Annotated in this window: 22 protein-coding genes; 11 read left to right on the plus strand and 11 right to left on the minus strand. The window is 72.5% G+C overall.

Annotated features, from left to right (window positions below; translation table 11 throughout):
* Positions 1-48 precede the first annotated feature (48 nt).
* Entirely contained in the window at positions 49-669 is a 621-nt protein-coding gene (locus tag ACFZCF_RS28880; RefSeq protein WP_150230132.1) for a response regulator transcription factor, read from the minus strand.
* Complete coding sequence (locus tag ACFZCF_RS28885; protein WP_388438957.1) at positions 666-1796, minus strand: sensor histidine kinase; 1131 nt, start codon at positions 1794-1796, stop codon at positions 666-668. Before ACFZCF_RS28885 ends, ACFZCF_RS28880 begins: the two co-directional genes overlap by 4 nt.
* A 534-nt stretch (positions 1797-2330) precedes the next feature.
* On the opposite strand from ACFZCF_RS28885, the gene ACFZCF_RS28890 reads away from it, so the two are divergent.
* Together ACFZCF_RS28890 and ACFZCF_RS28895 are read left to right on the plus strand one after the other, a co-directional pair.
* The gene (locus ACFZCF_RS28890) at positions 2331-2873 is read left to right on the plus strand and encodes a heme-binding protein (RefSeq protein ID WP_388438583.1); all 543 of its coding nucleotides are present in this window, start codon (positions 2331-2333) and stop codon (positions 2871-2873) included.
* A 106-nt stretch (positions 2874-2979) separates the two neighbouring features.
* Positions 2980-4407 carry a M1 family aminopeptidase gene (locus tag ACFZCF_RS28895; protein WP_391289979.1) on the plus strand — a complete coding sequence of 476 codons (1428 nt, stop codon included), beginning with the start codon at positions 2980-2982 and terminating at the stop codon, positions 4405-4407.
* Here ACFZCF_RS28895 and ACFZCF_RS28900 read toward each other — a convergent pair.
* Positions 4404-4940: a GNAT family N-acetyltransferase gene (locus ACFZCF_RS28900; RefSeq protein WP_391289843.1), complete on the minus strand. Its 537-nt coding sequence runs from the start codon at positions 4938-4940 to the stop codon at positions 4404-4406. The two genes, ACFZCF_RS28895 and ACFZCF_RS28900, sit on opposite strands and share 4 nt — an antisense overlap.
* A gap of 66 nt (positions 4941-5006) precedes the next feature.
* Positions 5007-5582 (minus strand): TerD family protein, encoded by a 576-nt coding sequence (locus ACFZCF_RS28905; protein WP_388438576.1) that lies wholly within the window; start codon positions 5580-5582, stop codon positions 5007-5009.
* A 118-nt stretch (positions 5583-5700) separates the two neighbouring features.
* Between ACFZCF_RS28905 and arfB the strand changes: the two genes are divergently transcribed.
* On the plus strand, positions 5701-6138 hold the full coding sequence (gene arfB / locus ACFZCF_RS28910) for an alternative ribosome rescue aminoacyl-tRNA hydrolase ArfB (RefSeq protein ID WP_388438951.1): 438 nt from the start codon (positions 5701-5703) through the stop codon (positions 6136-6138).
* Positions 6139-6223: 85 nt separating this feature from the next.
* Here the strand turns inward: arfB and ACFZCF_RS28915 are convergent, their stop codons facing one another.
* Entirely contained in the window at positions 6224-6787 is a 564-nt protein-coding gene (locus ACFZCF_RS28915; RefSeq protein WP_391289846.1) for a flavin reductase, read from the minus strand.
* Between the two features lie 250 nt (positions 6788-7037).
* Here ACFZCF_RS28915 and cdgB point away from each other — a divergent pair, with 250 nt between their 5' ends.
* Entirely contained in the window at positions 7038-8744 is a 1707-nt protein-coding gene (gene cdgB, locus ACFZCF_RS28920) for a diguanylate cyclase CdgB (RefSeq protein ID WP_388438571.1), read from the plus strand.
* 84 nt (positions 8745-8828) lie between these two features.
* On the plus strand, positions 8829-9791 hold the full coding sequence (locus ACFZCF_RS28925) for a CBM35 domain-containing protein (protein ID WP_391289847.1): 963 nt from the start codon (positions 8829-8831) through the stop codon (positions 9789-9791).
* Positions 9792-9815: 24 nt separating this feature from the next.
* Here ACFZCF_RS28925 and ACFZCF_RS28930 read toward each other — a convergent pair whose 3' ends face one another.
* From ACFZCF_RS28930 to ACFZCF_RS28940, 3 genes are all read right to left on the minus strand, one after another.
* Complete coding sequence (locus ACFZCF_RS28930; protein WP_388438565.1) at positions 9816-10739, minus strand: 1-phosphofructokinase family hexose kinase; 924 nt, start codon at positions 10737-10739, stop codon at positions 9816-9818.
* A gap of 153 nt (positions 10740-10892) precedes the next feature.
* Positions 10893-12071 (minus strand): N-acetylglucosamine-6-phosphate deacetylase, encoded by a 1179-nt coding sequence (gene nagA, locus ACFZCF_RS28935; protein ID WP_391289849.1) that lies wholly within the window; start codon positions 12069-12071, stop codon positions 10893-10895.
* Positions 12071-13045 carry an ROK family protein gene (locus tag ACFZCF_RS28940; protein ID WP_388438559.1) on the minus strand — a complete coding sequence of 325 codons (975 nt, stop codon included), beginning with the start codon at positions 13043-13045 and terminating at the stop codon, positions 12071-12073. The genes nagA and ACFZCF_RS28940 overlap by 1 nt, the downstream gene beginning before the upstream one ends.
* A 228-nt stretch (positions 13046-13273) precedes the next feature.
* Here ACFZCF_RS28940 and ACFZCF_RS28945 point away from each other — a divergent pair, with 228 nt between their 5' ends.
* The 5 genes from ACFZCF_RS28945 (at position 13274) to ACFZCF_RS28965 (ending at position 19053) form a co-directional block, all read left to right on the plus strand.
* On the plus strand, positions 13274-14557 hold the full coding sequence (locus ACFZCF_RS28945) for an extracellular solute-binding protein (protein WP_388438556.1): 1284 nt from the start codon (positions 13274-13276) through the stop codon (positions 14555-14557).
* Positions 14558-14687: 130 nt separating this feature from the next.
* Complete coding sequence (locus tag ACFZCF_RS28950) at positions 14688-14945, plus strand: DUF3263 domain-containing protein (protein WP_391289851.1); 258 nt, start codon at positions 14688-14690, stop codon at positions 14943-14945.
* Between the two features lie 65 nt (positions 14946-15010).
* Entirely contained in the window at positions 15011-15859 is an 849-nt protein-coding gene (gene otsB, locus ACFZCF_RS28955) for a trehalose-phosphatase (RefSeq protein ID WP_391289853.1), read from the plus strand.
* A gap of 13 nt (positions 15860-15872) precedes the next feature.
* Positions 15873-16316, plus strand: coding sequence for a hypothetical protein (locus ACFZCF_RS28960; RefSeq protein WP_391289854.1), 444 nt, complete (start codon positions 15873-15875; stop codon positions 16314-16316).
* 64 nt (positions 16317-16380) lie between these two features.
* Positions 16381-19053, plus strand: coding sequence for a KGGVGR-motif variant AAA ATPase (locus ACFZCF_RS28965; RefSeq protein WP_391289856.1), 2673 nt, complete (start codon positions 16381-16383; stop codon positions 19051-19053).
* A 44-nt stretch (positions 19054-19097) separates the two neighbouring features.
* Here ACFZCF_RS28965 and ACFZCF_RS28970 read toward each other — a convergent pair whose 3' ends face one another.
* Positions 19098-21383: an immune inhibitor A domain-containing protein gene (locus ACFZCF_RS28970; protein ID WP_391289982.1), complete on the minus strand. Its 2286-nt coding sequence runs from the start codon at positions 21381-21383 to the stop codon at positions 19098-19100.
* Between the two features lie 144 nt (positions 21384-21527).
* The gene (locus ACFZCF_RS28975; protein ID WP_388438547.1) at positions 21528-22412 is read right to left on the minus strand and encodes an NAD(P)-dependent oxidoreductase; all 885 of its coding nucleotides are present in this window, start codon (positions 22410-22412) and stop codon (positions 21528-21530) included.
* Positions 22413-22507: 95 nt separating this feature from the next.
* Here ACFZCF_RS28975 and ACFZCF_RS28980 point away from each other — a divergent pair, with 95 nt between their 5' ends.
* The gene (locus ACFZCF_RS28980) at positions 22508-22855 is read left to right on the plus strand and encodes a winged helix-turn-helix transcriptional regulator (RefSeq protein WP_388438544.1); all 348 of its coding nucleotides are present in this window, start codon (positions 22508-22510) and stop codon (positions 22853-22855) included.
* Between the two features lie 101 nt (positions 22856-22956).
* Here ACFZCF_RS28980 and ACFZCF_RS28985 read toward each other — a convergent pair whose 3' ends face one another.
* Positions 22957-24405 (minus strand): trehalose-6-phosphate synthase, encoded by a 1449-nt coding sequence (locus ACFZCF_RS28985; RefSeq protein ID WP_391289859.1) that lies wholly within the window; start codon positions 24403-24405, stop codon positions 22957-22959.
* Positions 24406-24487 lie beyond the last annotated feature (82 nt).

The following is a 24487-nucleotide window of genomic DNA, read 5'->3' on the forward strand; positions in this document are numbered from 1 at the left end:
TGACACTGTGCGATGGAACGACAGCGCACGGTAGCAGTCCCGGGGGCCTCAGGGGAGCAGGCGCTGCTCCTTCGCGACCGCCACGGCACCGGCCCGCGTGTCGACGCCGAGCTTCGCGTAGATCCGGCCCAGGTGGGTCTTGACGGTGGCCTCGCTGATGAAGAGGGCGCGGGCGATCTCCTTGTTGCCGAGGCCGTGGGCGAGCTGGCCGAGGATGTCGCGCTCCCGGTCGGTGAGGGACGGCCCCGCGGCGCCCCGCATCCGGTCCATGACCCGGCTCGCGACCGGCGGGGAGAGGGCCGTGCGCCCCTGGGCGGCGGAGTGGATGGCGGCGAACAGCTCCTCGGGCCGCTCGGCCTTCAGGAGGTAGCCGGTGGCGCCCGCCTCGATGGCGCGGGTGATGTCGGCGTCGGTGTCGTACGTGGTGAGGACGAGGACGTGGACGCCGGTGGGCGCGATCCGCCGGGTCGCCTCCACCCCGTCGATGCCCGGGCCGAGCTGGAGGTCCATCAGGACCACGTCCGGCTTCAGCTTGGCGGCCATCGCCACGGCCTCCTCACCGCTGCCGGCCTCCCCGACGACCTCGATGTCGGGGGTGGAGCCGAGGAGGGCGAGCAGCCCGGCGCGGACGACGACGTGGTCGTCGCAGAGGAGGATGCGGACGGTCACGGGCGGGCCTCCACGGGGGGCGCGAGGGGGATGGCGGCGGAGAGCACCGTGCCCTCGCCGGGAGTCGACTCCACCGTAAGCGTGCCGCCCAGCTGCCGGGCCCTGACCCGCATCGCGGGCAGGCCGTGGCCGCGGACGCCTTCCCCGTCGCGGGCCGCCGACGGGTCGAAGCCGCTGCCGTCGTCGGCGACGTCGAGCACGACCTGGTCGTCGAGGTAGGTGAGGGTGAGGGCGGCGGAGGTCGCGCCGGCGTGCTCGCGGATGTTGGCGAGCGCGCCCTGCGCGATCCGCAGCAGCGCCGACTGCGCCCGGTCCGGCAGCGGCACCGGCGTGCCGTCGACCCGGAAGGCGGCCGACTCGCGCTCCGCGAGCCCGCGCAGCGCCTGCTCCAGACCACCGCCCTCGGCGAGGTCGGCGGGGGCCAGGTCGTGGACGAAGCGGCGGGCCTCGGCGAGGTTCCGCTCGGCGATCGACTCGGCGGTGCGGACGTGCCGGCGGGCGGTCGCCGGGTCGCTGTCCCAGGTGCGGTCGGCGGCCTGGAGCAGCATCTGCTGGCTCGACAGGCCCTGGGCGAGGGTGTCGTGGATCTCCATGGAGAGCCGCTGCCGCTCGGCGAGGGTGCCCTCGCGCCGCTCGATCGCGGCGAGTTCGCGGCGGGTGCGGATCAGGTCGTCGATGAGGGCGCGCTGGCGGGCCGCCTGCCGGTCGGCGTGGACGAAGACACCGGTGGCGATGGCGGCGACGGCCGGCGGGGCCACGATCAGATTGGGGTCCCAGCCGCCGTGCGAGAGCTGCACCTGCGCGAAGACGACGAAGGCGGTGAGGAGGGTGACGAGGACGAGGGCGGCTCGTGCCGGGAGGGTCCGCAGGCCGGTGTAGAAGAGCGGGACCGCGCACCAGGCGAAGCTGGGCGCGAGGACGACGAGGACCACCCAGACGGCGACGACGGTGCACAGCCAGGCGATCCGGCCGGGGGTCGCGCGGGTGCCGAGGACCGGGCCGAGGAGGTAGAGCGCGGCGAGCGCCACGGAGAGCGCGACGATCCACAGGCCGCGGTCCGCCCACTCGTGGCGGATGAGGAAGCGGACCAGGGAGGCGCCGAGCAGCAGGAAGAACGCGACGTGCATGACGCGCGCCAGCCACCCGGCGTCCGGGTCGTGCGGCTGCCCGCCGCGCGGGGCGCCGCCGCCCGCGGGAGGGCCGTACGGGCTCCGCCCGTCGCGGCCGGACGGGGCGTCCGGCGCGGCGCGGTCGGGGGCGGCGGCCTCGGGCCGGTGCCGCCCGGACGGGGCGGGGGCCGGGCGGGCGCCCGGGGTGTGCCGTGCGTGCCGGCCGGTCCGGTCCACCGTGACGCCTCCTCGACCCGCGCTGACCTCGGTGTGCGCATCCATGCTGACCTGGGTGTACGGATCCATGCTGACGCGCGGGGACCACGCGGGCATCAGCCGATCGGCTGACACCGGCATCGTCCGGTGCGCGCCCGGAGGGCAGCCGGACCGTCGACCGTACGGAGCCGGGGCCGGACCCAGCATGGAGGCGGAGCGGACGGAGCGCCCCTCCTCGGAGCGGACGGAGCGCCCTCCTCGGAGCGGACGGAACGCCCGCCCTCCTCCTCCAGCCGGACCGGCCAGGTCCGCCCACGACCTCCTCGGGAGCCCACCATGAAGAAGAAGCTCGTTCTCGGCACCGCCGTCGCCGCCGCCCTGGCCGCCGGCACCTTCGGCGCCGTCTCGGCGAACGCCTCCGCCCCGGCCGCCGCCCCCGCCGCCGTCGTGAAGGCCGACGCGGGCGGCGACCACCTGTTCCAGACGAAGCACCTCACCGTGGAGGCCGCCACCGACGCCGCCGAGGCCGTCCTCGACGCCGCGGCGAAGGAGAACCAGCGGGTCTCCGTCGCCGTCGTCGACCGCAACGGCAACACGATCGTCACCCTGCGCGGCGACGGCGCCGGCCCGCAGTCCTACGAGTCGGCCGTGAAGAAGGCGTTCACCGCCGTCTCCTGGAACGCCCCGACCTCCGAGCTCGTCAAGCGCCTGGAGCAGGCCCCGAACCTGAAGGACATCCCGGGCACCCTCTTCCTCGGCGGCGGCGCCCCCGTCACCGCCGCCGGCGCCCCCATCGCCGGCATCGGCGTCGCCGGCGCCCCCTCCGGCGACCTGGACGAGAAGTTCGCCCGCGCCGGCGTCGCCGAGCTCGCCAAGTAGGGCGAGCCGCCTGGACCGGTGGGGGCGTCCGATTCCCCCCGACGGACGCCCTCACCGCCACCCCCTGTCCGACTTGTCTAGGATCCGTACCGTGATCCGCACCGCGATCCGTACCGCGACCCCGGCCCGTCGGACCGGACGGTCCCCCCGGGCCGCCGCCTCCCTGGCGGCGGCCCTCGCCGTGCTCGGCGGCCTCCTCGCCGGCTGCGTGCCGGAGACCGGCGGGGTGCGGGGCACGCCCGGCGCGGCCGGGCTGCGCGACCCGTACTTCCCGAGGCTCGGCAACGGCGGTTACGACGTCGGCCGCTACGCCCTCGACCTCGCCTACGACCCGGACACCGGCCGGCTCGACGGCACCGCGCGGATCACCGCCCGCGCCGCCCAGGACCTCTCCGCGTTCAACCTCGACCTCTCCGGACTGACCGTCGCGGGCGCGACCGTCGACGGCGCGCCCGCCGCCGTCAACCGCGCCGGCACCGAGCTGACGCTCCGCCCCCGCGACGAGCTCCCGCGCGGACGGGAGTTCACCGTCACGGTCGAGTACGCCGGGGTGCCCGAGCCGCTCACCGACCCCGACGGATCGGTCGAGGGCTGGCTGAGGAGCGCCGACGGGGCCGTCGCGGTCGGCGAACCGGCCGGCTCCATGACCTGGTTCCCCGGCAACCACCACCCCTCCGACAAGGCGGCGTACGAGATCGCGCTGACCGCCCCGAGCGGGCTGACGGCGCTCTCCAACGGCGTGCGCGTCTCCGCCGAGCCCGCCTCCGGCGGCCGCACCCGCACGGTCTGGCGCCAGCCGGAGCCGATGGCGAGCTATCTCGCGACGGTGATGATCGGCCGGTACGAGACCACCACCGGCACGGCGCTCGGCGACGTCCCGGTGGTCACCGCCGTGGAGCCGGGGCTCGTCCGCGGGACGGCCGGCCTCCGCGCCGAACTCCCCACCCTCCTCGCCCGCCAGCGGGAACGCTTCGGCCCGTACCCCTTCTCCGCCACCGGTGCCGTCGTCACCGCCGACGGGTCCCTCGGCTACGCCCTGGAGACCCAGACCCGGCCCGTCTTCCCGCCCGGCTCCTTCGACCGCACGACGCTCGTGCACGAACTGGCCCACCAGTGGTTCGGGAACTCCGTCACCCCGGCGTCCTGGCAGGACATCTGGCTCAACGAGGGCTTCGCCACCTACGCCGAATGGCTGTACGCGGAGGAGTACGGCTCCGTGCCCGCCGCGGAGAGCTTCGCGGCGGCCTTCGCCGAGGACGCCAACTGGGCCTTCCCGCCGGCCGATCCGCCCACCGCGGAGAACCTCTTCGACCCGCCCGTCTACCAGCGCGGCGCGATGGTCCTCCACAAGCTCCGCGAGACCGTCGGCGACCGCGCCTTCGACGGGCTGCTGCGCGGCTGGGCCGCGAAGTACCGCCACGCCAACGCGTCCACGGAGGACTTCACGACGTACGCGGAGTCGGCGGCGGGCCGCGACCTGGACGCGGTGTGGGACGTCTGGCTGTACGGCGGGGGACGGCCCCGCACCCCTTAGGACACGGCCAGGACCAGGGGTTTGCGCAGGACCACGCACGGGCGGCCGTGCGCGCGGTCCGGGCGGCGCGCCGTCTCCTCGTAGCCGAGGGAGGTCCAGAAGGCGAGGGCCCGCGCGTTCTCCTCCAGGACGGCGAGCTTCAGGCCGGTGCGGCCCCCGGCGCGGAAGCCGTCCTCGACGTGCCGGGCGAGGCGGCGGCCGAAGCCGGCGCGCTGCTCGTCCGCGTGGACCATCAGGAGGCCGAGCCAGGGGTCCGGGTCGGCCGGGTCGGGGTGGTGTCCGAGCGTCACGGCGACGGCGACGAGGCGGCCCTCGGAGCGGGCCAGCAGGACCTCGGCGGAGGGCTCGGCGAGCTCGTCGGCGAGGGCGGCCGCGACCTGCTCGGGGCGGATCGCGTCCGGGTCCGGGAAGTCACCGCTGAGCTGCTGGAACGCGCGGTTCGAGGCGTACAGCGCGGTGAGTTCGGTGAGCAGCGGCCCGGGCAGCGCGGCGCCGTCCTCCAGGGCCTTGGGCGCGAGGGTCTCGACGATCACCGGGCAAGGGTAGGGCCCCGGCGGGTCGAAACCCGGCCGGGGCCCGGCGGCTCCACGAGCCGTGTGTCAGAGGTTCACACCGAAGTCGCGGGCGATGCCCTCCAGGCCGGAGGCGTAGCCCTGGCCGACGGCGCGGAACTTCCACTCGGCGCCGTTGCGGTACAGCTCGCCGAAGACCATGGCGGTCTCGGTGGCCGCGTCCTCGGAGAGGTCGTAGCGGGCGAGCTCGGCGCCGCCGGCCTGGTTCACGATGCGGATGTACGCGTTGCGCACCTGGCCGAAGTTCTGCGAGCGGGAGACCGCGTCGTAGATGGAGACCGGGAAGACGATCTTCTCGACGTTCGCCGGGAGGCCCGCGAGGTTGACGTTGATCTGCTCGTCGTCGCCGCCGCCCTCACCCGTGCGGTTGTCACCCGTGTGGACGATCGTCTGGTCCGGGGTGGACTTGTTGTTGAAGAACACGAAGTGGGCGTCCGAGGCCACCTTGCCGGCGGCGTCGACGCCGATCGCGGAGGCGTCCAGGTCGAAGTCGGTGCCGGTCGTCGTGCGGACGTCCCAGCCGAGGCCCACGGTGACGGCGGTCAGACCCGGCGCCTCCTTGGTGAGGGAGACGTTGCCGCCCTTGGTGAGGCTCACAGCCATGGGGGAGACCCTTTCATCGCGGTTCATCACGTTCTCTTCGCCGGGACAAACGCCGAACGGCGCTCCATGGTTCCCGTCGGCGAAAACAGGATGACGGTCCGTGCCCGTGGCGGGGAACATGGAGGGCATGTCAGGTCCGTATCAGATCCGCGGCTCCGTCTCGCTGCCCGAGGCCGAGCTCCAGTGGCGTTTCTCGCGCTCCTCGGGTCCCGGCGGCCAGCACGTGAACACGTCCGACTCCCGCGTCGAGCTGCTCTTCGACCTCGCCGCGACCCAGGCGCTGCCCGAGGTGTGGAAGGCCCGCGCCCTGGAACGGCTCGCCTCCCGCCTCGTGGACGGCGTGCTGACCGTGCGGGCCTCGGAGCACCGCTCCCAGTGGCGCAACCGCGAGACGGCCGCCGTCCGGCTCGCCGCGGTCCTCGCCGAGGCGACCGCGCCGCCGCCGAAGCCGCGCCGCGCGACGAAGATCCCCCGGGGCATCAACGAGCGCCGGCTGCGGGAGAAGAAGCAGCGTTCCGAGACGAAGCGCGGCCGGCAGGGCCGCGGCTGGGGCTGACGGGACGACGTGCCGACCGGCTGACGGGACGGCGTACCGACGGGCCGACCGGCCGACGGGACGGTCGCACGGCGGTCGCGGGCGTTCAGCCCAGGTGGCGGTAGCGGCCCCGGAAGTAGGTGAGGGGCGCGCCGTCCGGCGCCGGCAGGCCGACCGAGAGGACGCGGCCGACGACGAGGGTGTGGTCGCCGGCCACCACCCGGCTCTCCGTGCGGCACTCCAGCGTGGCGAGCGCCCCGTCCAGCAGCGGCGCCCCGCTCTCCGCGCCGCGCGCGTACGGCAGGTCGGCGAAGAGGAGGCGGTCCGAGACGCGGCCCTTCATCGAGAAGCGGCCGGCGATCTGCCGCTGCCCCTCGGCGAGGACCGAGACCGCCCACACCGGTACCTCCTCCAGGAGGTCGTCCATCCGTGAGCCGTTGCGCAGGCTGACCAGGACCAGCGGCGGGTCCAGCGAGACGGAGAGGAAGGCGGTGGCGGTCATGCCGACGTCCTCGCCGCGCGGGCCGTCGTCGGGGTCGTGCGCGGTCACCAGGACCACTCCGGCCGCGAGGCGGGACATGGCCGCCCGGAACTCGTCGTCGCTCACCCCCTCAGCATGAGGGATGGCGAGGTCGGTGACGGGCGGCGAGGGCGGGGTCTTCTGCAGCACACCGGAACGCTAGGCCGGGGCCCGCGCGGGCCGCATCGGGCCGGGGGACCAGAGTGGCGCCCGGCAAGGGTCCTAGGACCCGGGCCCGGGCCCGGGCGCGCCAACTCCTGTGACTTAAGTCACAGAGGGCAGTATTTGCTGACCCTGTGTACCGGGTGCGCAGCTCGCTGTGATTCAGTGGCGGGGACAGTACAGCACGAAGCCGATGAGAACCCTGGAGTTGCTGTCGAGGTCTCGGGGAGAGCGAGCGATGGAGACCGAGTCGGAGCCTTACGTCCGTCTCTCGACCCTGCGGCAGCTGCATCAGGTCGTGGCGGACCTGAACACCGCCCGCAGCCTCGCGGACACCCTGCAGACCGTCGCCGACGGCGTCGTCGCCGGCCTCAACTACCAGCTGGCCTGCGTGAACCTGGTCCGGCCCGACGGCGACCTGGTCGTCGCCGCCTTCGCCGGAGACCCCGCCGCCGAGGCCCTCATCACCGGCCGCGTCGGCTCCCGCGAGGCCTGGGAGCGCCGGCTCAACATGGCCGTCCCCTGGGGCGACCTGCGGTTCATACCGCACACCGAGGGCTGGGTCCTCATGGACGACGACGTGCCCCAGTGGCACACCGACGGCCCCGCGCCCCGCTTCGAGGACGAGTGGCACCCCCACGACCGGCTGTACGCCCCCATGTACGCCTCCGGCTCCGGCCAGGAACTGCTCGGCGTCATATCCGTCGACCGGCCGCGCAACGGCCGGCACCCCGGTCCCTGGGGGCAGGAAGCCCTCCAGATGTACGCCTCCCAGTCCGCCATCGCGATCAGCAACGCCCGGCTCCGCTCCAACATGCAGCGCGCCCTCATCCGCCTGGAGCGCGAGCAGCAGGCCCTCCGCGCCAGCGAGGAGTCCTTCCGGCAGGCCTTCGAGTACGCCCCCTCCGGCATGGCCATCGCCGAGCTCGGCGGCGACCAGCACGGCCGGCTCCTCCGCACCAACGACGCCCTCTGTCGGCTCCTCGGCCGCCCCGCCTCCGTGATGCGCCGCTACTCCTTCGCCGACCTCGTCCACCCCGAGGACATCGGCACCCTCCTCCGCACCTCCGCCGAGGGCGGCCGCGCCGAACTGCGGCTGGGCCGGCGCGACGGCACCTACGTCTGGGTCTCGCTGCGGAACTCGGTGGTCGCCGACACCGCCGACGGGCCCCGTTTCCTCCTCACCCACGTCGAGGACATCGAGGAGCGCAAGCGGCACGAGCTCCAGCTCGCCCACCGGGCCTCCCACGACGCCCTCACCGGCCTGCCCAACAGCGCCGAGCTGCGCTCCCGGCTCTCCGCCCGGCTCTGCGAGCGCCCCGCGCACGCCGGCGCCTACCAGGGCCCCGGCCCCGACCCGCTGGCCGCCGCGTACGGCGGCGGCGCCCACGAGGCGTACGAGGGCGGGTACGAAGGGGGTCACGACGGCGGGTACGAGTACGGCCACGAGCACGAGCACGGCTTCGGATTCGAACCGGCGGGCGGCGGGGCGTACGACCACCACGTGCACATGGTCGCGCCGACCGGCGGTGAGGTCGACGACGGCACCAAGGGGCTCGCGGTCCTCTTCTGCGACCTCGACGGCTTCAAGTCGATCAACGACCGCTTCGGGCACCACACCGGCGACGCCGTTCTCATCGAGGTGGCCCGCCGGCTCACCACCGGCGTCAGGGACGGCGACACGGTCGCCCGACTGGGCGGCGACGAGTTCGTCGTCCTCGCCGACGGCCTGGGCGCCGCCGACGCCGCCGACCTCGCCGTCCGGCTGCGGAACGCGATCATCCCGCCCATCCGGGTCGACGGCCGGGCGGTGCGGGTCGGGGCCAGTTTCGGCATCGGCTGGGCCGAATGCGGCATGACCGTCGAAGAGGTCCTGAACTCCGCCGACCAGCGGATGTACGTGGAGAAACGGTCCCGTGCCAAGGTGCACCGGCGGGCCGGTTGATCGTTCCCGGGACGGGGACTTCATTCGTTCGGGGTAGGCTCGCCGGGTCGGCGACGGCTGGCGAGCATGGAGAGGATGACCCGGATGGCTGCCGGTAACGACGGCGCGAACAAGCCCGAGGACGACGATCCGTTCGGCTATCTGTACGCCGACGGGCAGGCCGCGGCAGGCCGCGGCCAGCAGGGTGGCGGCTACGGCTACCCGGGTCCCGCACCCGCGCAGCCCGGTGTGCCGCGCACCTCGTACAACCAGGTCAGAACGGTCGGCGAGCGCCAGTACGGCCAGCCGCCCGCGCAGCCCTACGTGCCGCCGCAGCAGCAGGCGCCGTACGGCCAGCCGCACCCGCAGTACGCGGCCCCCGAGACCTACCCCGGCAACGAGCGGACCCGTCCGGCCCCGATGCCGCCGCAGCGCGGTCGCGGCCCCAACACCAAGGGCCTGCTGATCGGCGCGGTCGCGGTCGTCGCGGTCGTCGTCGCCGGCATCACCGCGGCGATCATCGGCAACCAGAACGGCGAGAAGGACCAGACGGCGGGCACCACCCCGACCGCCTCGGCCCCCGCGACCCCGAGCGAGGACCTCTCCGGCTCCGCCGAGCCGACCACCGAGCCGACGAAGGCCGCCCTGCCCAAGCAGGACGCGGCCACCCTCACGCTCAGCGGCAGCGCCACGCTGGCCAAGGACGTCAAGGGTGCCGAGGGCGCCGACGGCGCCTATGTGGCGGGCTTCAACGCCCCGGGCTCGTCGGTCACCTGGAAGGCGAACATGCCCGAGGGCGGCAACTACTCGCTCACGGTCAGGTACGCGATCCCCGCGGTCGACGCCAACGCCACGCTGACGGTCAACGGCAAGCCGAACACGCAGCCGATCGGCCTGAAGAACTTCATCAAGTCCTCGGACCCGAACCTGGAGAAGAACTGGCAGACCACCTGGGCGCCGGTCGAACTCCAGAAGGGCGACAACGAGATCAAGATCTCGTGCGAGGCCGGCAACCAGTGCGACGTGCTCCTGGACTGGCTGGAGGTCACCCCGCCGAAGCAGGGGTAGCCGCCGGCGGGGCGAGGACGGCCGTCAGGTCGTCTCCTCCGTGACGCGGATCCTCGGGAGCAGGTCGGCGTAGACCGTCGGGTCGTACTCGCCGGCGACCGGCGCGGCGACCGTGGCCGCCGAGAGGGCGGCCGCCCGGGCCAGGCGGTCCGGCCAGGGAGCGCCGGTGACCAGACCGGCGAGGAGCGCGGCGACCGCGGAGTCGCCGGCTCCCGTCGGGTTGCCGTGCACCGGGGCCGGGGGCGTCGCCTTCCACAGGCCGTCCGGGGTGGCGGCCAGCAGGCCGTCGGGACCGAGCGAGCCGACGACGGCGTGGGCGCCCCTGCGGCGCGCGTCCTGGGTGGCGCGGCGCGGGTCGCGGGAGCCGGTGAGGCCGGCGAGCTCGTCGGCGTTGGGCTTCACGAGGTCGGGGCGGGCGGCGATGCCGCGACGGAGCGGTTCGCCGCCGGTGTCGAGGAGGACCGGGACGCCGGCCGATCGGGCCGTCCGGATCAGCTCGGCGTAGGCGCCCACGTGGATGCCGGGCGGCAGGCTGCCGCAGAGGGCGACGGCCGCGGCGCCGGGCAGCAGCTCCGCGTACCGGGCCCGGAAGGCGGCCCACTCCTCGGGCGTGACGGCCGCGCCGGCCTCGTTGAACTGGGTGGTGTCGCCGGCCGCCGCGTCGACGACGGCGAGGGTGCGGCGGGTCGTCGCCCCGACGGTCACCAGGGCGTCGGTGAGGCGCGGGACGGGCGCGAGGAGCGCGCGGAGGCGGTCCCCGGTGGGGCCGCCGGCGAAGCCGGTGACGACCGTCTCGTGGCCGAGCGCGGCCAGCACCCGGGCCACGTTGACGCCCTTGCCGCCGGGCCGCTCGGCGTGGTCGGTGACCCGGTGGCCGGCGTGCGGGACGAGGGCGGGGACGCGGTAGGTCACGTCCAGCGCCGTGTTGAGGGTGACCGTGAGGATCACCTGTCCACCCCCCCGTACTTCCGGTAAGACCTGTGGAGACAGCCGCGATCATGCCAAAGGGACGGCGATCGGCCCAGTCCCTGGGCCGGTTACCGTCCCCTTTCGGCCTGATCAGGCGGTCTGTCGGGCGGTGCCCGGCGGGGTCGGGCGGTGTCAGGCGGTCTGCGGCACCCGGGTCGGGACGCCCTGGGGGGCGACGATCCACTCGCCCTTGCGCATGACGCCCTTCATGTCGAACGCGGCGTCGAGGACGACCATGTCGGCGTCCTTGCCGGGCTCCAGGGAGCCGACCCGGTCGTAGACGCCGAGGAGGCGGGCCGGGTTGGCGGAGATGGCCTGGACGACGGATTCGACGGGGAGCCGGTCGACGGTGACGGCGCGCTTGAAGGCGCGGTCCAGGGTGAGGGTGGAGCCGGCGATGGAGCCGCCCTCGACGAGGCGGGCCACGCTGTCCTTCACCTCGACCTCCAGCGGGCCGAGCATGTAGCGGCCGTCGCCGAAGCCGGCCGCGTCCATGGCGTCGGTGATGAGGGCGACGCGCTCGGGGCCGGCGTGGTGGAAGGCGAGTTCCAGGGCCGCCGGGTGGAGGTGGGTGCCGTCGTTGATGAGTTCGACGGTGATCCGCTCGTCCTCCAGGAGGGCGGCGATCGGGCCGGGCGCCCGGTGGCCGAGGCCGGGCATCGCGTTGTACAGGTGGGTGGCGACGGTGGCGCCGGCGTCGATGGCCTGGACGGTCTGCTCGTAGCTGGCGTCGGTGTGGCCGATGGCCGCGATGACGCCGTGCTCGGCGAGGAGGCGTACGGAGTCGAGGCCGCCGGGCAGCTCGGTGGCGAGGGTGACCATCTTGGCCCGGCCGCGGGCGGCGTCGATCAGCTTGAGGACCTCGGCCGGGTGCGGGTCGCGCAGCAGGGTCTCGTCGTGGGCGCCCTTGCGGCAGGGGGAGATGAACGGGCCCTCGAAGTGGAGGCCGGCGATCTCGCCCTGCTCGGCGAGCTCGGAGAGCAGTCCGGCCCGGGCGGTGAGGAAGTCCATGTCGCCGGTGACGAAGGAGGCGACGACGGTGGTGGTGCCGTGCAGCCGGTGGGTGTGGACGCCCTTGAGGACCTCGTCGACGGTGCCGGAGGTGAAGGAGGCGCCGCCGCCGCCGTGGTTGTGCATGTCGACGAAGCCGGGCACCAGCCAGTGGCCGCTGAGGTCGAGGACCTCGGCGTCCTCCGGTGCCGCGCCCGCGATGCGGCCGCCGTCGACGATCACGCGCCCGTTCTCGACGATCCCGGTGGGCAGCACGACGCGCGCGCCGGCGAGAACCTTGTGATCGGACTGATCGGACATCAGGCGGAAACCTCCGGGTCGGTGGTGCGCGGGTCGGCGGCGTCGGTGGGGCGCCGCTCGGCGAGCAGGTCCCAGGCGAGGAGCCCCGCGCCCAGGCATCCGGCGGTGTCCCCGAGGGCCGCCGGGACGATGACGGGCAGCTTCTGGAAGGTCACGCGTTCCTCCACGGCGGCCCGCAGGGGTGTGAACAAGGTTTCCCCGGCCTCGGCGAGACCGCCACCGATGATGAGCGTGCGGGGGTCCAGCAGGGTGAGGGCGGTCACCAGTCCGTCGGCGAGGGCGTCGACCGCCTCCTGCCAGACGCGTACGGCCACGGGGTCGCCGGACTCGACCGCCTTGGCGCAGTCGGCGGCGTCCGCCTCCGGGTCGCCGGACGCCGCGGCCCAGGCGAGGGAGACGGCGGAGGCGGAGGCGTACCGCTCCAGGCAGCCGCGCTGGCCGCAGCCGCAGTCGGTGCCGCCGGGGCGGACGACGATGTGGCCGATCTCGCCGGCGTAGCCGTGGGCGCCGGCCTCGATGCGGTCGCCGATGCCGATGGCGCCGGCGATGCCGGTGCCGAGGGGCACGAAGAGGAAGCGGTCGGCGCCGTGGCCGGCGCCGATGCGGCCCTCGGCGAGGCCGCCGGTGCGCACGTCGTGGCCGAGGGCGACGGGGAGGCCGCCGAGGCGTTCGCTGAGGAGGGCGCGGAGGGGGACGTCGCGCCAGCCGAGGTTGGCGGCGTAGACGGCGATGCCGCGGTCGGCGTCGACGATGCCGGGGACGGCGACTCCGGCGGCCGCGGCGGGCTCCCCGTAACGCTCCTCGCCGAGGGCGCGGAGGTCCTCGGCGAAGGCGAGGATCGTCTCGACGACGGCTTCCGGGCCGCGATCGCGCCCGGTGGCGCGGCGGGCCTCGTGGAGCAGGGTGCCGTCCGCCCCGACGAGGGCGGCCTTCATGCCGGTGCCGCCCACATCGAGGGCGATGACGTGTCTCACGGGGACAGTCTCGCGCGAGACCGCCCTAAAGGTCTAGTCCACTGCCGAGGATTGTTGCGCTCGGATACAAATTCGAGCCGGTGGTGTGGGGGGTTTGTGGCGAAGGTCCCCCGGGAGTTGCGGAAGTGATACCCGACTGGTGTAGACCTCTAGTTCGAGACTGGGGGAGACTTTCGACCCCCGACCCTGTGAATGTGCAGCTCACTGCTGCTCAATGACGAGCAAAAGGTGGATGAAGCCGTGGAGCGGCGACGATTCCTTGGACTGACCGCGGCCGCCGCCGCCCTGGGCCTGACCGCCACGGTCGCCGGCTGCGGCACCCTCGGCGGTGACGGCGGCGACGTGACCCTGCGCCTGGTCGCCGCCGACTACGACCTCACCGGCGGCAACACCACCAAGAAGTACTGGGACGACCTCGTCGCCGCCTTCCAGACCGCCCACCCCGGCATCAAGGTCCAGGTGCAGATCGAGTCCTGGGACGACGTCGACCGCAAGGTCGCCGAGATGGTCGAGGCCGGCCAGGCCCCCGACGTCGCCCAGATCGGCGCCTACGCCGACTACGCCGCCGCCGGGCAGCTCTACTCGGCCGACGACCTCCTCACCATCCCCGTGCAGGCCAACTTCGTCCCGGCCCTCGCCGAGGCCGGCGAGAACGACCGCACCCAGTACGGCCTGCCGTTCGTCGCCTCCACCCGCCCGCTCTTCTACAACGCCGACCTCTTCGAGAAGGCCGGCGCGAAGCCCCCCACCACCTGGGACGAGCTGGCCGCCGCCGCGAAGAAGCTCAAGGAGGAGGGCGTCCCCACCCCCTTCGCCCTCCCCCTCGGCCCGGAGGAGGCGCAGGCCGAGTCGCTGATGTGGCTGTTCGCCGGAGGGGGCGGCTGGACCGACGACTCCGACCGGTACGCCATCGCCTCCGAGGCCAACATCGCCACCTTCACCTGGCTCAAGGACGAACTGGTCGGCCAGGGCCTCACCGGCCCCGTCGCCCCCGGCAAGCTCAACCGCAAGGCCGCCTTCACCGCCTTCGCGCAGGGCCGGGTCGGGATGCTCAACGGCCACCCCTCCCTCCTCCAGGAGGCCGCCAAGCAGGGCGTCAAGGTCGGCCAGGTCCCGCTGCCCGGCGTCGACGGCCCCGCCAAGGTCTCCATGGGCGTCGCCGACTGGATCATGGGCTTCAAGCAGAACGGGCACCGCAAGGAGATCGGGACCTTCCTCGACTTCGTCTTCAGCGACGAGAACGTCCTCAAGTTCGCCGGCGACAACGACCTGCTGCCCGTCACCGTCAGCGCCTCCGCCCGCATGGAGACCGGGACCGAGCACGCGAACCTCCGCGAGTTCCTGAAGGCGCTGCCCACCGCCCAGCTGCCGCCCGTCGGCAAGACCTCCTGGGCCAAGGTCAGCGAGACCATCAAGCAGGACATCGGCAAGGCCGTCACCCCCGCCGGCCGCCCCGCCGACGTCCTCGGCGCCATCGCCCGCACGGCGACGGCCGCGGAGGCGGCGGAGTAGCGGGAGGGGCCGTGACCGCGGGACGGCGGAACGGCCGCCGCCGCCACGGAGGCGGAGGCGGCCGGACGGTTCGGACGCGGCCGGGCGGGGGCGGAGGCGGCCGGTCGGCGCCCTTGTATAGGTTGGCCGTATGACCGAAGAGCACGCGCCCGGCACCGGTCCCGCCGAGCTGGGGGAGCGGGAGCGGGCCGTGCTCGCCGTCGAGCGCCGCTCCTGGCCCGGCCCCGGCGCCAAGGAGCGGGCCGTCCGCGAGAGCCTCGGCCTCTCGCCGACCCGCTACTACCAGCTCCTCAACGCCCTCCTCGACGACCCGCGTGCCCTCGCCCACGACCCCGTCACCGTCAACCGGCTGCGCCGGGTCCGCGAGGAGAAGCGCCGGCGGCGGTAAACCCGTCCGGGGAGGTGAGTCCGGCCACGCTGACGCGGAACGACGGCGTGGGTAGGGTCGACGGTATGGTCAGCAGCCTTCCGCACCCGGCCACGCCCTCCGGCCGAGACGGCCTGGACGCGCTCCTCGCGCGCCCCTCCGAAGCCGTCGTCGCCCTCGACTTCGACGGGACGCTCGCCGAGATCGTCCCCGATCCCGAGCGGGCCCGCGCCCACCCCGGTGCCGTCCCCGTCCTCGTCTCCCTCGCCCCGCACCTGGCCGCCGTCGTCATCGTCACCGGCCGCCCGGCGGGCGTCGCCGTCCGCCACGGCGGCCTCGCCGGGGTGCCGGGCCTGGAGCACCTCACCGTCCTCGGCCACTACGGCGCCGAACGCTGGGACGCCGCCACCGGCACCGTCACGGCAGCCGCCCCGCACCCCGGCGTCGCCACGGTCCGCGCCGAGCTCCCCGGCTTCCTCGACCGGCACGGCGCCTGGCCCGGCGTCTGGATCGAGGAGAAGGGCCGCGCCGTCGCCGTCCACACCCGCCGCGCCCGCGACCCCGAGGGCGCCTTCGAGGCCCTCAAGGGCCCGCTCGGCGATCTGGCCGCCGCGCACGGCCTGGTCCTGGAGCCGGGCCGGCTGGTCCTGGAGCTGCGGCCCCCGGGCATGGACAAGGGGGTGGCGCTCGCGGAGTTCGTCCGCGAGAAGCGCGCGGGCTCCGTCCTGTACGCGGGCGACGACCTGGGCGACCTGCCGGCCTTCGCCGCCGTGGAGAAGCTCCGCGGCGACGGCCTCCCGGGCCTCCTGGTCTGCTCCGGCTCCAGCGAGGTCCCGGAGCTCGCCGACCGCGCGGACCTGGCCGTGGACGGCCCGGCGGGCGTCGTCGCCTTCCTCGGGGAACTGGCGAGGGCGGTGCGGGAGTCGGACGGCTAGTTACCATCTGCAGATGGTCGAAGTGAGGGTGGGGCAGCTCAGAAAGAGCCGTGAGCGATTGAGCGAGCGAGCAGAGGTTTCGGTACAGCAGGGGGACGCCGCCACGGGGGGGCTGCTCTTGTTCTATGCGGCGGAATGCGGACTCAAGGCCGAAATCATCGACCGCGTGTACGGTGCTCGGGACACCTCGAAACTGCCGACAGATCTGCGCACGCACGACTTGCGCCGACTGGCAAAGGAACTGGGGTTGCCCGGAGGGTTGGGCGACGCGGTCCGGCGGTGCCGAAGAGTGAAGCAGGGAACCGTGCAGGGCACAGGTCGCCATGTTCAGCAGGGTACGTACGTGGGACCGGCCGAGCTCCACGAAGCATGGCGCTACGGCGCGGACCTGAATGCCGATGATGAGAAGACCGCCCTGGAAGCTCTCCGGGCCTTGGTCGAAGCCTCGCGTAGTTGACGTCAGTGGGAGACGAAATATGCATACGAACTATCCCTTGCTCCCAGGCAATCTGCTGACGTGGGTGGACGTCGACGAGCACTGCGCTGTCCTGGCGACCGAAGGGTTGTGGCCGGAATGGCTCAAGGAAGCAAACGCCTGGTGGGATGGCATCGAGCTGACTGTCACCCCGGAGGTCAGCGAACGGGAGGCCCTGAGCTGGCTGAACACCGCGTTCGGACGAGGATCCATCCGTACATCCGCTCTCGGCTTCGAGCTCCTCCTCGACCGCCCTCGCGACATGGAGCCGGAAGGCTTGCCCGTCAGCGTTCATATCGAGGTGTCCGCAGCTCCGTCCGTCCGCCTGCCGAAGCTCACTGACAGAAGAGTCACCGACGATCTCGCGAAGCCACTGCCGCGCCCGGACTCCGACCTCTTTCCCGGTGGTGTCCAAGTGGTTGCCTTCCACTCGTTCAAGGGCGGCGTTGGACGCACCGTCCATGCCGTGGCCCTCGCGGACTTGCTGGCACAGCAGGGGCGCAAGGTGCTACTCATCGACGCAGATCTGGAAGCGCCAGGCATCAGCTGGATGTACGAGGCCCAGGGAGGCGCAGCCGACATCGCGTATGACGACGTGCTGACCCTCTTGCACGGTAGTTCCGGAGGGGATCGGAGCCATGCGGTCCGGATCGCGTCCGAATACATGGCGAATCAGGAGACTCTGCTCCACAGAAGCGGCGGGCGGTTGGTGATCCTTCCGACGAGTCGCCGTGTCAGGCTGGGGCCTCCTCGTATCGAGCCCGGGCAGCTCCTCACGCCGGACCGTTCCCGCTACTACTTGACGGAGTCGCTGGCCGACCTGGCCGCCCAAGCGGGTTTGGACACAGTGGTCGTAGACCTGCGCGCCGGAGCTTCGGAGCTCTCGGCTCCGGTTCTTCTGGACCCCAGGGTCCAACGCGTCTTCGTGACCACGCTCAGCAGCCAGTCCCTTGACGGAACTGATCGCCTAATCCGCCAGTTGGGCGACAAGGCTGTTGCCCTGACCGGCCGAGACCCCGAGCCTTCCGTGGTCATCACCCAGTATCGGGAGGACCAGCACGGGGAGGAAGTGGAGAAGGCAAAGGCGCAACTTGCTCAAGCTCTTGAGGAGTTGAGGGGAGTTCAGGCGAGCGAGGCGGTTGAGGGAAGAAATGGGGAGTCGTCGTCCGACCCCACCAGCGAGGTGGACGCCCAAGTCCTCACCGAACCCCTTCTTAGTCCCTTCCGGGACGAGCTGCTGGCGTTGCCCCAGTCCTGGGACGACGTCATCGCCTTGGTCAGGAGGCTTGGCATCGGCGAGCGGCTGCTCGAGTCCATGAGTCTTTCCACCGAGTCGGAATCCGTTGCGCAGGTGGCCTCGGAACCCGATCTCGACGCTCGTCGAGCGGCCCTGCACGACCGGGCGAAGTCCTTGGTGTTCGCGGAGCGGACTGGCCTGGACAGCAGTCTCGGGTTCCTCTCGACAGCTCCGCTTCGGCGGCTTGTGGGAGACCATAGGACCGCATTGCCCGTGACAGTGGTGGTAGGTGCGAAGGGATCCGGGAAGACCTTCACTTACGCGCGGTTGTGTGCTGCGGGAAGCTGGCAGAGGTTTGCCCGGAGCGCGGATGAGGAAGTGCGCGTGGACGCCCCCGTCGTTCCCGTGCTCGACCCGGCGAACATGGAGACGGAGTCGGGGGAGGGCATCACCAGTCCGCAGCGGCTCAGAGCTGCTGCGGCAGGCGGCGTCGGCGCGTCCGCACTGCAAATCCGAGAGGTGCTACTTGAGGCCTTGGCCGGCGAGATGAGGGAAAGCCTGTCGTTCTGGCGAGACGTCTGGTTGCGATGCATGGCCATGGCCATCGCGGGACCGACACTTCCCAAGAACGCCGAGGAGGTTCTCTCCGAGCGATCTATGAAGCCAGCGCTGTTCGTGTTCGACGGTCTTGAAGATGTATTCCAGGAACTGGACAGCGAGGCCAAGCGAATCGCCCTCAGGGCGTTGTTCATCGAGGTCCCCGACTGGTTGCGGACGTTCCGCAGTCGTCCGTTCGGCGCGGTCATCTTCGTCCGGCGGGATCTCGTGCGATGGGCCGTACGGCAGAATCTCGGGCAGTACCTAGACCGCTACGAGCCCTACGCCTTGCGTTGGGACAGTCAGGAAGCGCTCCGGTTGGCCTTGTGGGTCGCGTCTACTTCCGAGGCGATCGCAGAGGTGGACGGCGACTTGATGGAGTTGGGAAGCGACAAGGTCGTGGAGGCCCTAATTCCCTTGTGGGGCGTGAAGATGGGTCGCAAGAACTCTAGGGAGGCCAGGTCGGACCGCTGGGTTCCTGCCGCCCTTGGCGATTTCAATGACCAGGTGCAGGCTCGTGATGTCGTGAGGTTCATCAGGGATGCCGCCGAGCTTTCGCAAGGCGACCAGGACTGGCAGGACCGTCTGCTGGTGCCCAGCGCAATGCGGCAGGCTCTCGTTCGGTGCAGTACGGAAAAGCTTGAGGAACTCCGGCAGGAGAATCCGTCGGTAGGCGATCTGCTCGTCAATGTGGGCCGTTTCGCGGAGGACGTCGTCATGCCCTTCACCGCGGAGGATGTCGAGCTGGACGCAAACGCGATCACCAAGTTGAGGGAAGCCGGAGCGCTCGATCGCGACGCCGACGGTCTGTACCGGCTTCCTGAGATCTACCGGCACGCGCTGGGCTTCAGAACCCGCGGCCGAGCGCGAGTGGTCCGTCCTTGAGCCGGTGACCGCCCCGGGAACGAGGCGGCCACGGCTGTGTCAGATCAGTGCGCGGCCGGGTTGGCCACGGTGATCGTCAGGTCGTCGCCGGCGTCCCCCGTGACGGTGACCTTCACGCCGTGTCCGGCGACCTTGACGCTGGCCTGCGGCGCCGAGGTGTCGTAGTAGGCGTTCGGGTCGGTGTCGTCGAAGACCGGGATGCCCGGCACCGACGGCGCGCAGGCGGCGAGGGTCTCGACGGTCTGCTGCTTGCCCTTGCCGGCCAGGACCTCGGTGTGGAGGCAGGTGGCGTCCGTGGCCTCCAGGCCGAAGGTGGCGTCGAAGGGCTGGCGGCGGTTGCTGGGCGCGGCGCCGTTGGGGTACGTGAACGGCGTCGGGCGGGCGTCGACGGCCATGGCGGAGCCGCCGCCGGGATGGTTGCTGACGTTGTTGTCGTCGAAGGACCGGTCGACGTACCAGACGAGCATGCCGTTCTGGTAGCGGAAGTACTCGACCCAGTCGGGGGCGGTGAGCGGCTTGCTGAACTGGTACGGGCCCTCGGCCAGGAGCGCGTCGGCGCCGACGTACTCGCGGTTCTCCAGCAGGTAGTACCGCGGGAAGGCGGCGGACTCGGTGCCGGTGGAGACCTTCCAGCGGCCCTGCGCGGTCCAGCCGTTCGCGCCCTGCTCGACGTCGTCCGCGATCAGGGTCGTACCGCCGCTGGACAGGCTGATGTCGTCCAGGAAGGCGCCGGCGAGGTGCACGCCGCCGTCCGTCTGGTAGCGGAAGCGGAAGAGCGAGGGGCTGCCGGCGGCGTCGTAGGAGAACCGCAGGGTCGTCCACCTGCCGGCGGAGGAGCCGTCCACGGCCTCTCCGGCGCGGGCCCAGGTGGCGCCGTCGTCGAGGGAGTACTCGGCGAAGAGGTAGTCGAAGTCCGCCTCGATCTCGTACCAGGCGCTCGCTTTCACGGTGACGCGCGGGGCGGCCGGGACGGAGCGGGTGAGGGGCTGGTTGAGGCCGTCCGCCGAGCCGGTCCACCAGGCGTGCGCGCCGGAGGTCGGGGTGGCGTAGGTGGTGGCGGCGGTCTTGTCGGGGAGCGCGACGCGGACGGCCTGCGCCTTGCCGGCCTCTTGGAGGGCGGCGGGACCGAGGGTGTAGGCGCCGTTCGAGCCCAGGGGGGCGTCGACGGGGTCCAGCCAGCCGAGGAACAGCTTCTCCTCGGCGCCCATCAGGCCCGGGTGGGTGCCGATGCCGGCGTTGGCGGCGTCGCCGTGGCCGAGCCAGGAGCCGGAGCTCATCAGCGTCCAGAAGGCGGTGGAGTTCTCGCCGCCGTCGGTGTCGTAGTAGTCCGGCAGGCCGAGGTCGTGGCCGAACTCGTGGCAGAAGACGCCGAGTCCGCCGTTCTCGCCCTCGGTGGTGTAGTCGCCGAGCCAGTACTTGGACTGACCGATGCGGGCGCCGCCGGCCTTGTTCGGCGTGCCGGCGACGTCGGGCCCGGTCAGCCCGTAGTCGTCGCCGTTGACGTACCAGCGGTGCGACCAGATGGCGTCCTCGCCCTGGGCGCCGCCGCCGGCGTCCTCGCCCATGCCGGCGTGGACGGCCTGGAAGTGGTCGATGTAGCCGTCGGCCTCGTCGAAGTTCCCGTCGTGGTCCCAGTCGTTGCGGTCCCACACGTCGAACTGGGCGAGGTACGCGTCGATCTCGGCGGGCGTCCTGCCCGCCGCGATCTGCGCGTCCCACCAGGCGTTGCCGGTGTCCTGGATGAACGCCCACGAACCGCCGTCGTCCTCCACGGTGTTGTCGCCGTAGCTGGAGGCGTTACCGGGGACCTTGACCCAGTCCTCGACGACGTTGGTGACGGAGTAGGCGCCGTTCGACAGCTTCTCGTAGTACGTCCTCATCGACTCGCCGGGGCCGTTGAAGAGGTTCTCGTAGTACGCCTTGTCGAAGTCGGCCGTCCAGGCGTTGGAGTTGTCCGTCGTCCGGTCCGGCTGGGGTATCCGGTTGTGCAGCGGCCCGGGCGTGGTGCCGAGCTTCCCGGACCCCTGGTCGCCGAACTCGGAGAGGATGGTGAGGATCTTCTCCTGCCGGACGGCGGTGGTCGTCTCGGTCTCGGCGAACTTCCCGGGCGCGACCTCGACGACGCCCCGGGCGTTCGCCTCGGCCTTACCCTTGGCGACCAGGTCGATCGCCTTCTCGCGCAGCTCGGTGCGCTGCTTGGTGAGCGGTCCCGGCCGGTTGTCGGCCCGCTGGGCCTTCGCGCCGGCCCGCACCGGGTCCGTGGCCTCCTGCGCGGCGGCGGGGGTGAGCCCCGCGGCGAGGAGTGCGGTGAGCGCCGACCCGAGAGTCATGCTCACGACAATCTTCTTCACGTCTCTTGCGATCCTTCCGCTTGCCTCTGGGGGAAAACGGATCGCCTGGGGGAACGATCGCCGCGAGTGTGCCACGGGACACCCCTCCCCGAGGAGGGGTCGTCACCGATCGACGGAACCGCATCACCGGCGCAGCAGGTCCACCACGCCCGTCAGGTCCTCCGACGGGGAGCCTTCCGCGAGGCGGCGGCGCATCAGGGCGAAGTAGGGGGTGAGGAGTTCGGGACTCACCCCCTGTTCCGCGGCGGTGGTGAGGAAGGTGGGGGTGCCGGCCGTCTGCATGCCCAGGTTGCTGACCACGTTGGTGGTGTAGTCGCCGGTGGTGAGCTGGTCCGCGGTCTGGGCGATGTGCGGGCCGGCCATGGCGGTGATCCACTCGGTGAGGAGCGGGGCGAAGGCCGCCGGGTCGATGGACTCCTCGCGGATCAGGGCGAAGGCGTGGGCCGCGCCGGCGAACATGCCGTACATGGCGCTGAGCAGGGCCACGTCGTGGAGGGCGGCGTGGCCGGGGTCCGCGCCGACGAAGCGGGTGCCCGCCGGGACCGCCAGGGTCTTCTCGTGGGTCTCGAAGAGGTCCGGCGCGCCGCTGTAGAAGACGTATCCGCCGGCCTCCGGGACGCCGATCATCGGCGGGACGGCCATGATGCCGCCGTCCAGGTAGCGGGCGCCCCGGGCGGCCGCCCAGGCGGCGCGCGCGCGGGCCTGCGCGGGGGTCGTGGTGGTGAGGTTGACGAGGTCCTTGCCGGTCAGGTCGGTGTCCTTCAGGGCCTCCTCCACCGAGGCGTCGTCCAGGAGGCAGACGATCACGAGGTCGCCGGCGGCCACGGCCCGCGCGGCGGTCGCGGCGGCCTTCGCGCCCTCGGCCACCAGCGGCTCGGTGCGGGCGGCGGAGCGGTTCCAGACGGTGAGCGGGTGGCCGGCGGCGAGCCAGGTGCGGGCGAGGGCGGTGCCCATGGCGCCGAGGCCGAGGAGGGTGACGGGGGCGGCGGAGGGAGCGTTCGCTGTCATGTCTCAAGGCTGTGGCAGGCGCCTGACCTGCTCAAGTACCCACTTCGGAGTGGGTGGTTACCCTGAGGTGAGCGAGCAGGTCAGGAGGGTGAGGCATGACGACGGTGAATCGGCCCCTGGACGACGACGGGCACGTGTGTGGCATCGACACCGCCATGGAAGTGATCGGCGGCAAGTGGAAGGTGCTGATCCTCTGGGCGCTGCGCGAGGGGCCCGAGCGGCGGTTCGGGGAGTTGCGGCGGATGGTGCCGGGCGTCACCGAGAAGGTGCTCGCCTCCCACCTGCGGGAGATGGAGGCGGACGGCATCGTGCGCCGGGTCTCCTACGACGAGGTGCCGCCCCGGGTCGAGTACGGGCTCACCAAGGACGGCCTCCGCCTGAACGACGCGCTCGAACCGCTCGCCGCCTGGGGACGGGAGCGGCGGGAGGACGCCGGTCCGTGAGCCTCGGCCGTCCCGTCCGTGAGTCTCGGTCGTCCCGTCCACGTGCCTCGGCCGGCCGGCCGTGGATTTCGGCCGGACGGCCCGGGTGAGAGGCGGGCCGGTCAGTCGGACGGGGCGCGCAGGGCGTCCAGCTGGTCGAGGAACCAGCGCTGCGGGGGGAGGGCGGTGGCGGCCTCGGCGAGGCGCGCGGTGCGCTCGGCGCGCTCCCCGGCCGGCATGGTGAGGGCCGCGTGGAGGGCCTCGGCGGTGGCCGAGACGTCGAAGGGGTCGACGGTGAGGGCGTCCTTCCCCAGTTCGCGGTGGGCGCCCGCGCCGGTGGACAGGACCAGGGCGCAACCGGCGTCGGAGACGACGGGTATCTCCTTGGCCACCAGGTTCATGCCGTCCCTGACCGGGTTGACCAGGGCCACGTCGGCGAGGCGGTACGCGGCGAGGGAGCGGGTGAAGTCGTCCTCGACGGAGACCAGGACCGGCTGCCAGTCGTCCGTGCCGAACTCGGCGTTGATCTCCTCGGCGAGGGCGACCACGGACTCGGTGTACGCGCGGTACGACTCCAGGTCCTGCCGGGACGGGTACGCGGACGCCAGGTGGACGACCTCGCCGCGCCACTCGCGGTGCTCCGTCAGCAGCTCCCGGTAGGCCATCAGGCCGCGCAGGATGTTCTTCGACAGTTCGGTGCGGTCGACGCGGACGATGGTCTTCCGGCCGCCGACCTCCTCGCGGAGCCGGGCCAGCCGTTCGTCCACCTGGGGGCGGTGGGCGAGGGCGCGCAGCTCGTCGCCGTCGACGCCGAGCGCGTACACCCGGACGCGGGTGCGGCCCTTCCCGGTGTCGTGCCGGCGCCACTCGACGCCGAACCACGGGTCGCCGCTGGGCCACAGCCCCTGGGCGTGGCCGGTGGAGTCCTCGCGCTGCTGGAAGCAGCCGATGAAGGAGGACGCCCATCCCCAGGTGTGGAAACCGAGCTCGTCCGCGCCGAGCATGCCCCAGAGCAGCTCCTCGACGATGTCGTCCGGCACCATCCGCAGGTACTCCGGCGACACCCAGGGAGTGTGCGTGAAGTGGCCGATCCTGAGGTCGGGGCGGAGCTCGCGCAGCATCCCGGGGACGAGCGCCAGGTGGTAGTCCTGCACCAGGACCGCCGCGCCCTCGGCCGCCTCGGCGGCCAGCGCCTCGGCGAAGGCGCGGTTGTAGGCGCGGTAGGAGGCCCAGCGGCGGCGGAAGGCGGCGTCGAAGACGGGTTCGCGGGGGATGTCGTACAGGTGGTGGTGGAGGAACCACAGCATCGAGTTCGCGATGCCGTTGTACGCGTCGTGGTACACCTCCGGGTCGATGTCCAGCATCCGCACCCCGGGCTCGGCGACGCCGCGCCGGACGGCCTCGCGGTCGCCGTCGCCGAGCGCCGCGCACACCCACAGGCTGTCCTGTGAGTCGACGGCGCTCAGGCCGGACACGAGGCCGCCGCCGCCCCTGCGGGAGGAGAGCGTGCCGTCGTCCCCGAGCGTGTACGAGACGGGGCCTCGGTTGGATGCCACGAGTACGGAAGCCATGTGGCGAACCTAGCCCGTCCGGTAAACGCTCAAACGTACGTATACGAGACGGAGGTATCCGGCCACGCTGCGTCGCCGCAGG

This window comes from Streptomyces sp. NPDC007945 (genome assembly GCF_042958885.1).
In the GTDB taxonomy this organism is placed as follows: domain Bacteria; phylum Actinomycetota; class Actinomycetes; order Streptomycetales; family Streptomycetaceae; genus Streptomyces.

Coding starts and splice junctions, on each gene's coding strand:
- ACFZCF_RS28980 (WP_388438544.1), top strand. CDS start 22,508: ATGACGACGGTGAATCGGCCCCTGGACGACGACGGGCACGTGTGTGGC.
- cdgB (WP_388438571.1), top strand. CDS start 7,038: ATGGAGACCGAGTCGGAGCCTTACGTCCGTCTCTCGACCCTGCGGCAG.
- ACFZCF_RS28925 (WP_391289847.1), top strand. CDS start 8,829: ATGGCTGCCGGTAACGACGGCGCGAACAAGCCCGAGGACGACGATCCG.
- otsB (WP_391289853.1), top strand. CDS start 15,011: ATGGTCAGCAGCCTTCCGCACCCGGCCACGCCCTCCGGCCGAGACGGC.
- ACFZCF_RS28950 (WP_391289851.1), top strand. CDS start 14,688: ATGACCGAAGAGCACGCGCCCGGCACCGGTCCCGCCGAGCTGGGGGAG.
- ACFZCF_RS28905 (WP_388438576.1), bottom strand. CDS start 5,582: ATGGCTGTGAGCCTCACCAAGGGCGGCAACGTCTCCCTCACCAAGGAG.
- nagA (WP_391289849.1), bottom strand. CDS start 12,071: ATGTCCGATCAGTCCGATCACAAGGTTCTCGCCGGCGCGCGCGTCGTG.
- ACFZCF_RS28970 (WP_391289982.1), bottom strand. CDS start 21,383: ATGACTCTCGGGTCGGCGCTCACCGCACTCCTCGCCGCGGGGCTCACC.
- ACFZCF_RS28885 (WP_388438957.1), bottom strand. CDS start 1,796: ATGCACGTCGCGTTCTTCCTGCTGCTCGGCGCCTCCCTGGTCCGCTTC.
- ACFZCF_RS28960 (WP_391289854.1), top strand. CDS start 15,873: ATGGTCGAAGTGAGGGTGGGGCAGCTCAGAAAGAGCCGTGAGCGATTG.
- ACFZCF_RS28975 (WP_388438547.1), bottom strand. CDS start 22,412: ATGACAGCGAACGCTCCCTCCGCCGCCCCCGTCACCCTCCTCGGCCTC.
- ACFZCF_RS28890 (WP_388438583.1), top strand. CDS start 2,331: ATGAAGAAGAAGCTCGTTCTCGGCACCGCCGTCGCCGCCGCCCTGGCC.
- arfB (WP_388438951.1), top strand. CDS start 5,701: ATGGAGGGCATGTCAGGTCCGTATCAGATCCGCGGCTCCGTCTCGCTG.
- ACFZCF_RS28985 (WP_391289859.1), bottom strand. CDS start 24,405: ATGGCTTCCGTACTCGTGGCATCCAACCGAGGCCCCGTCTCGTACACG.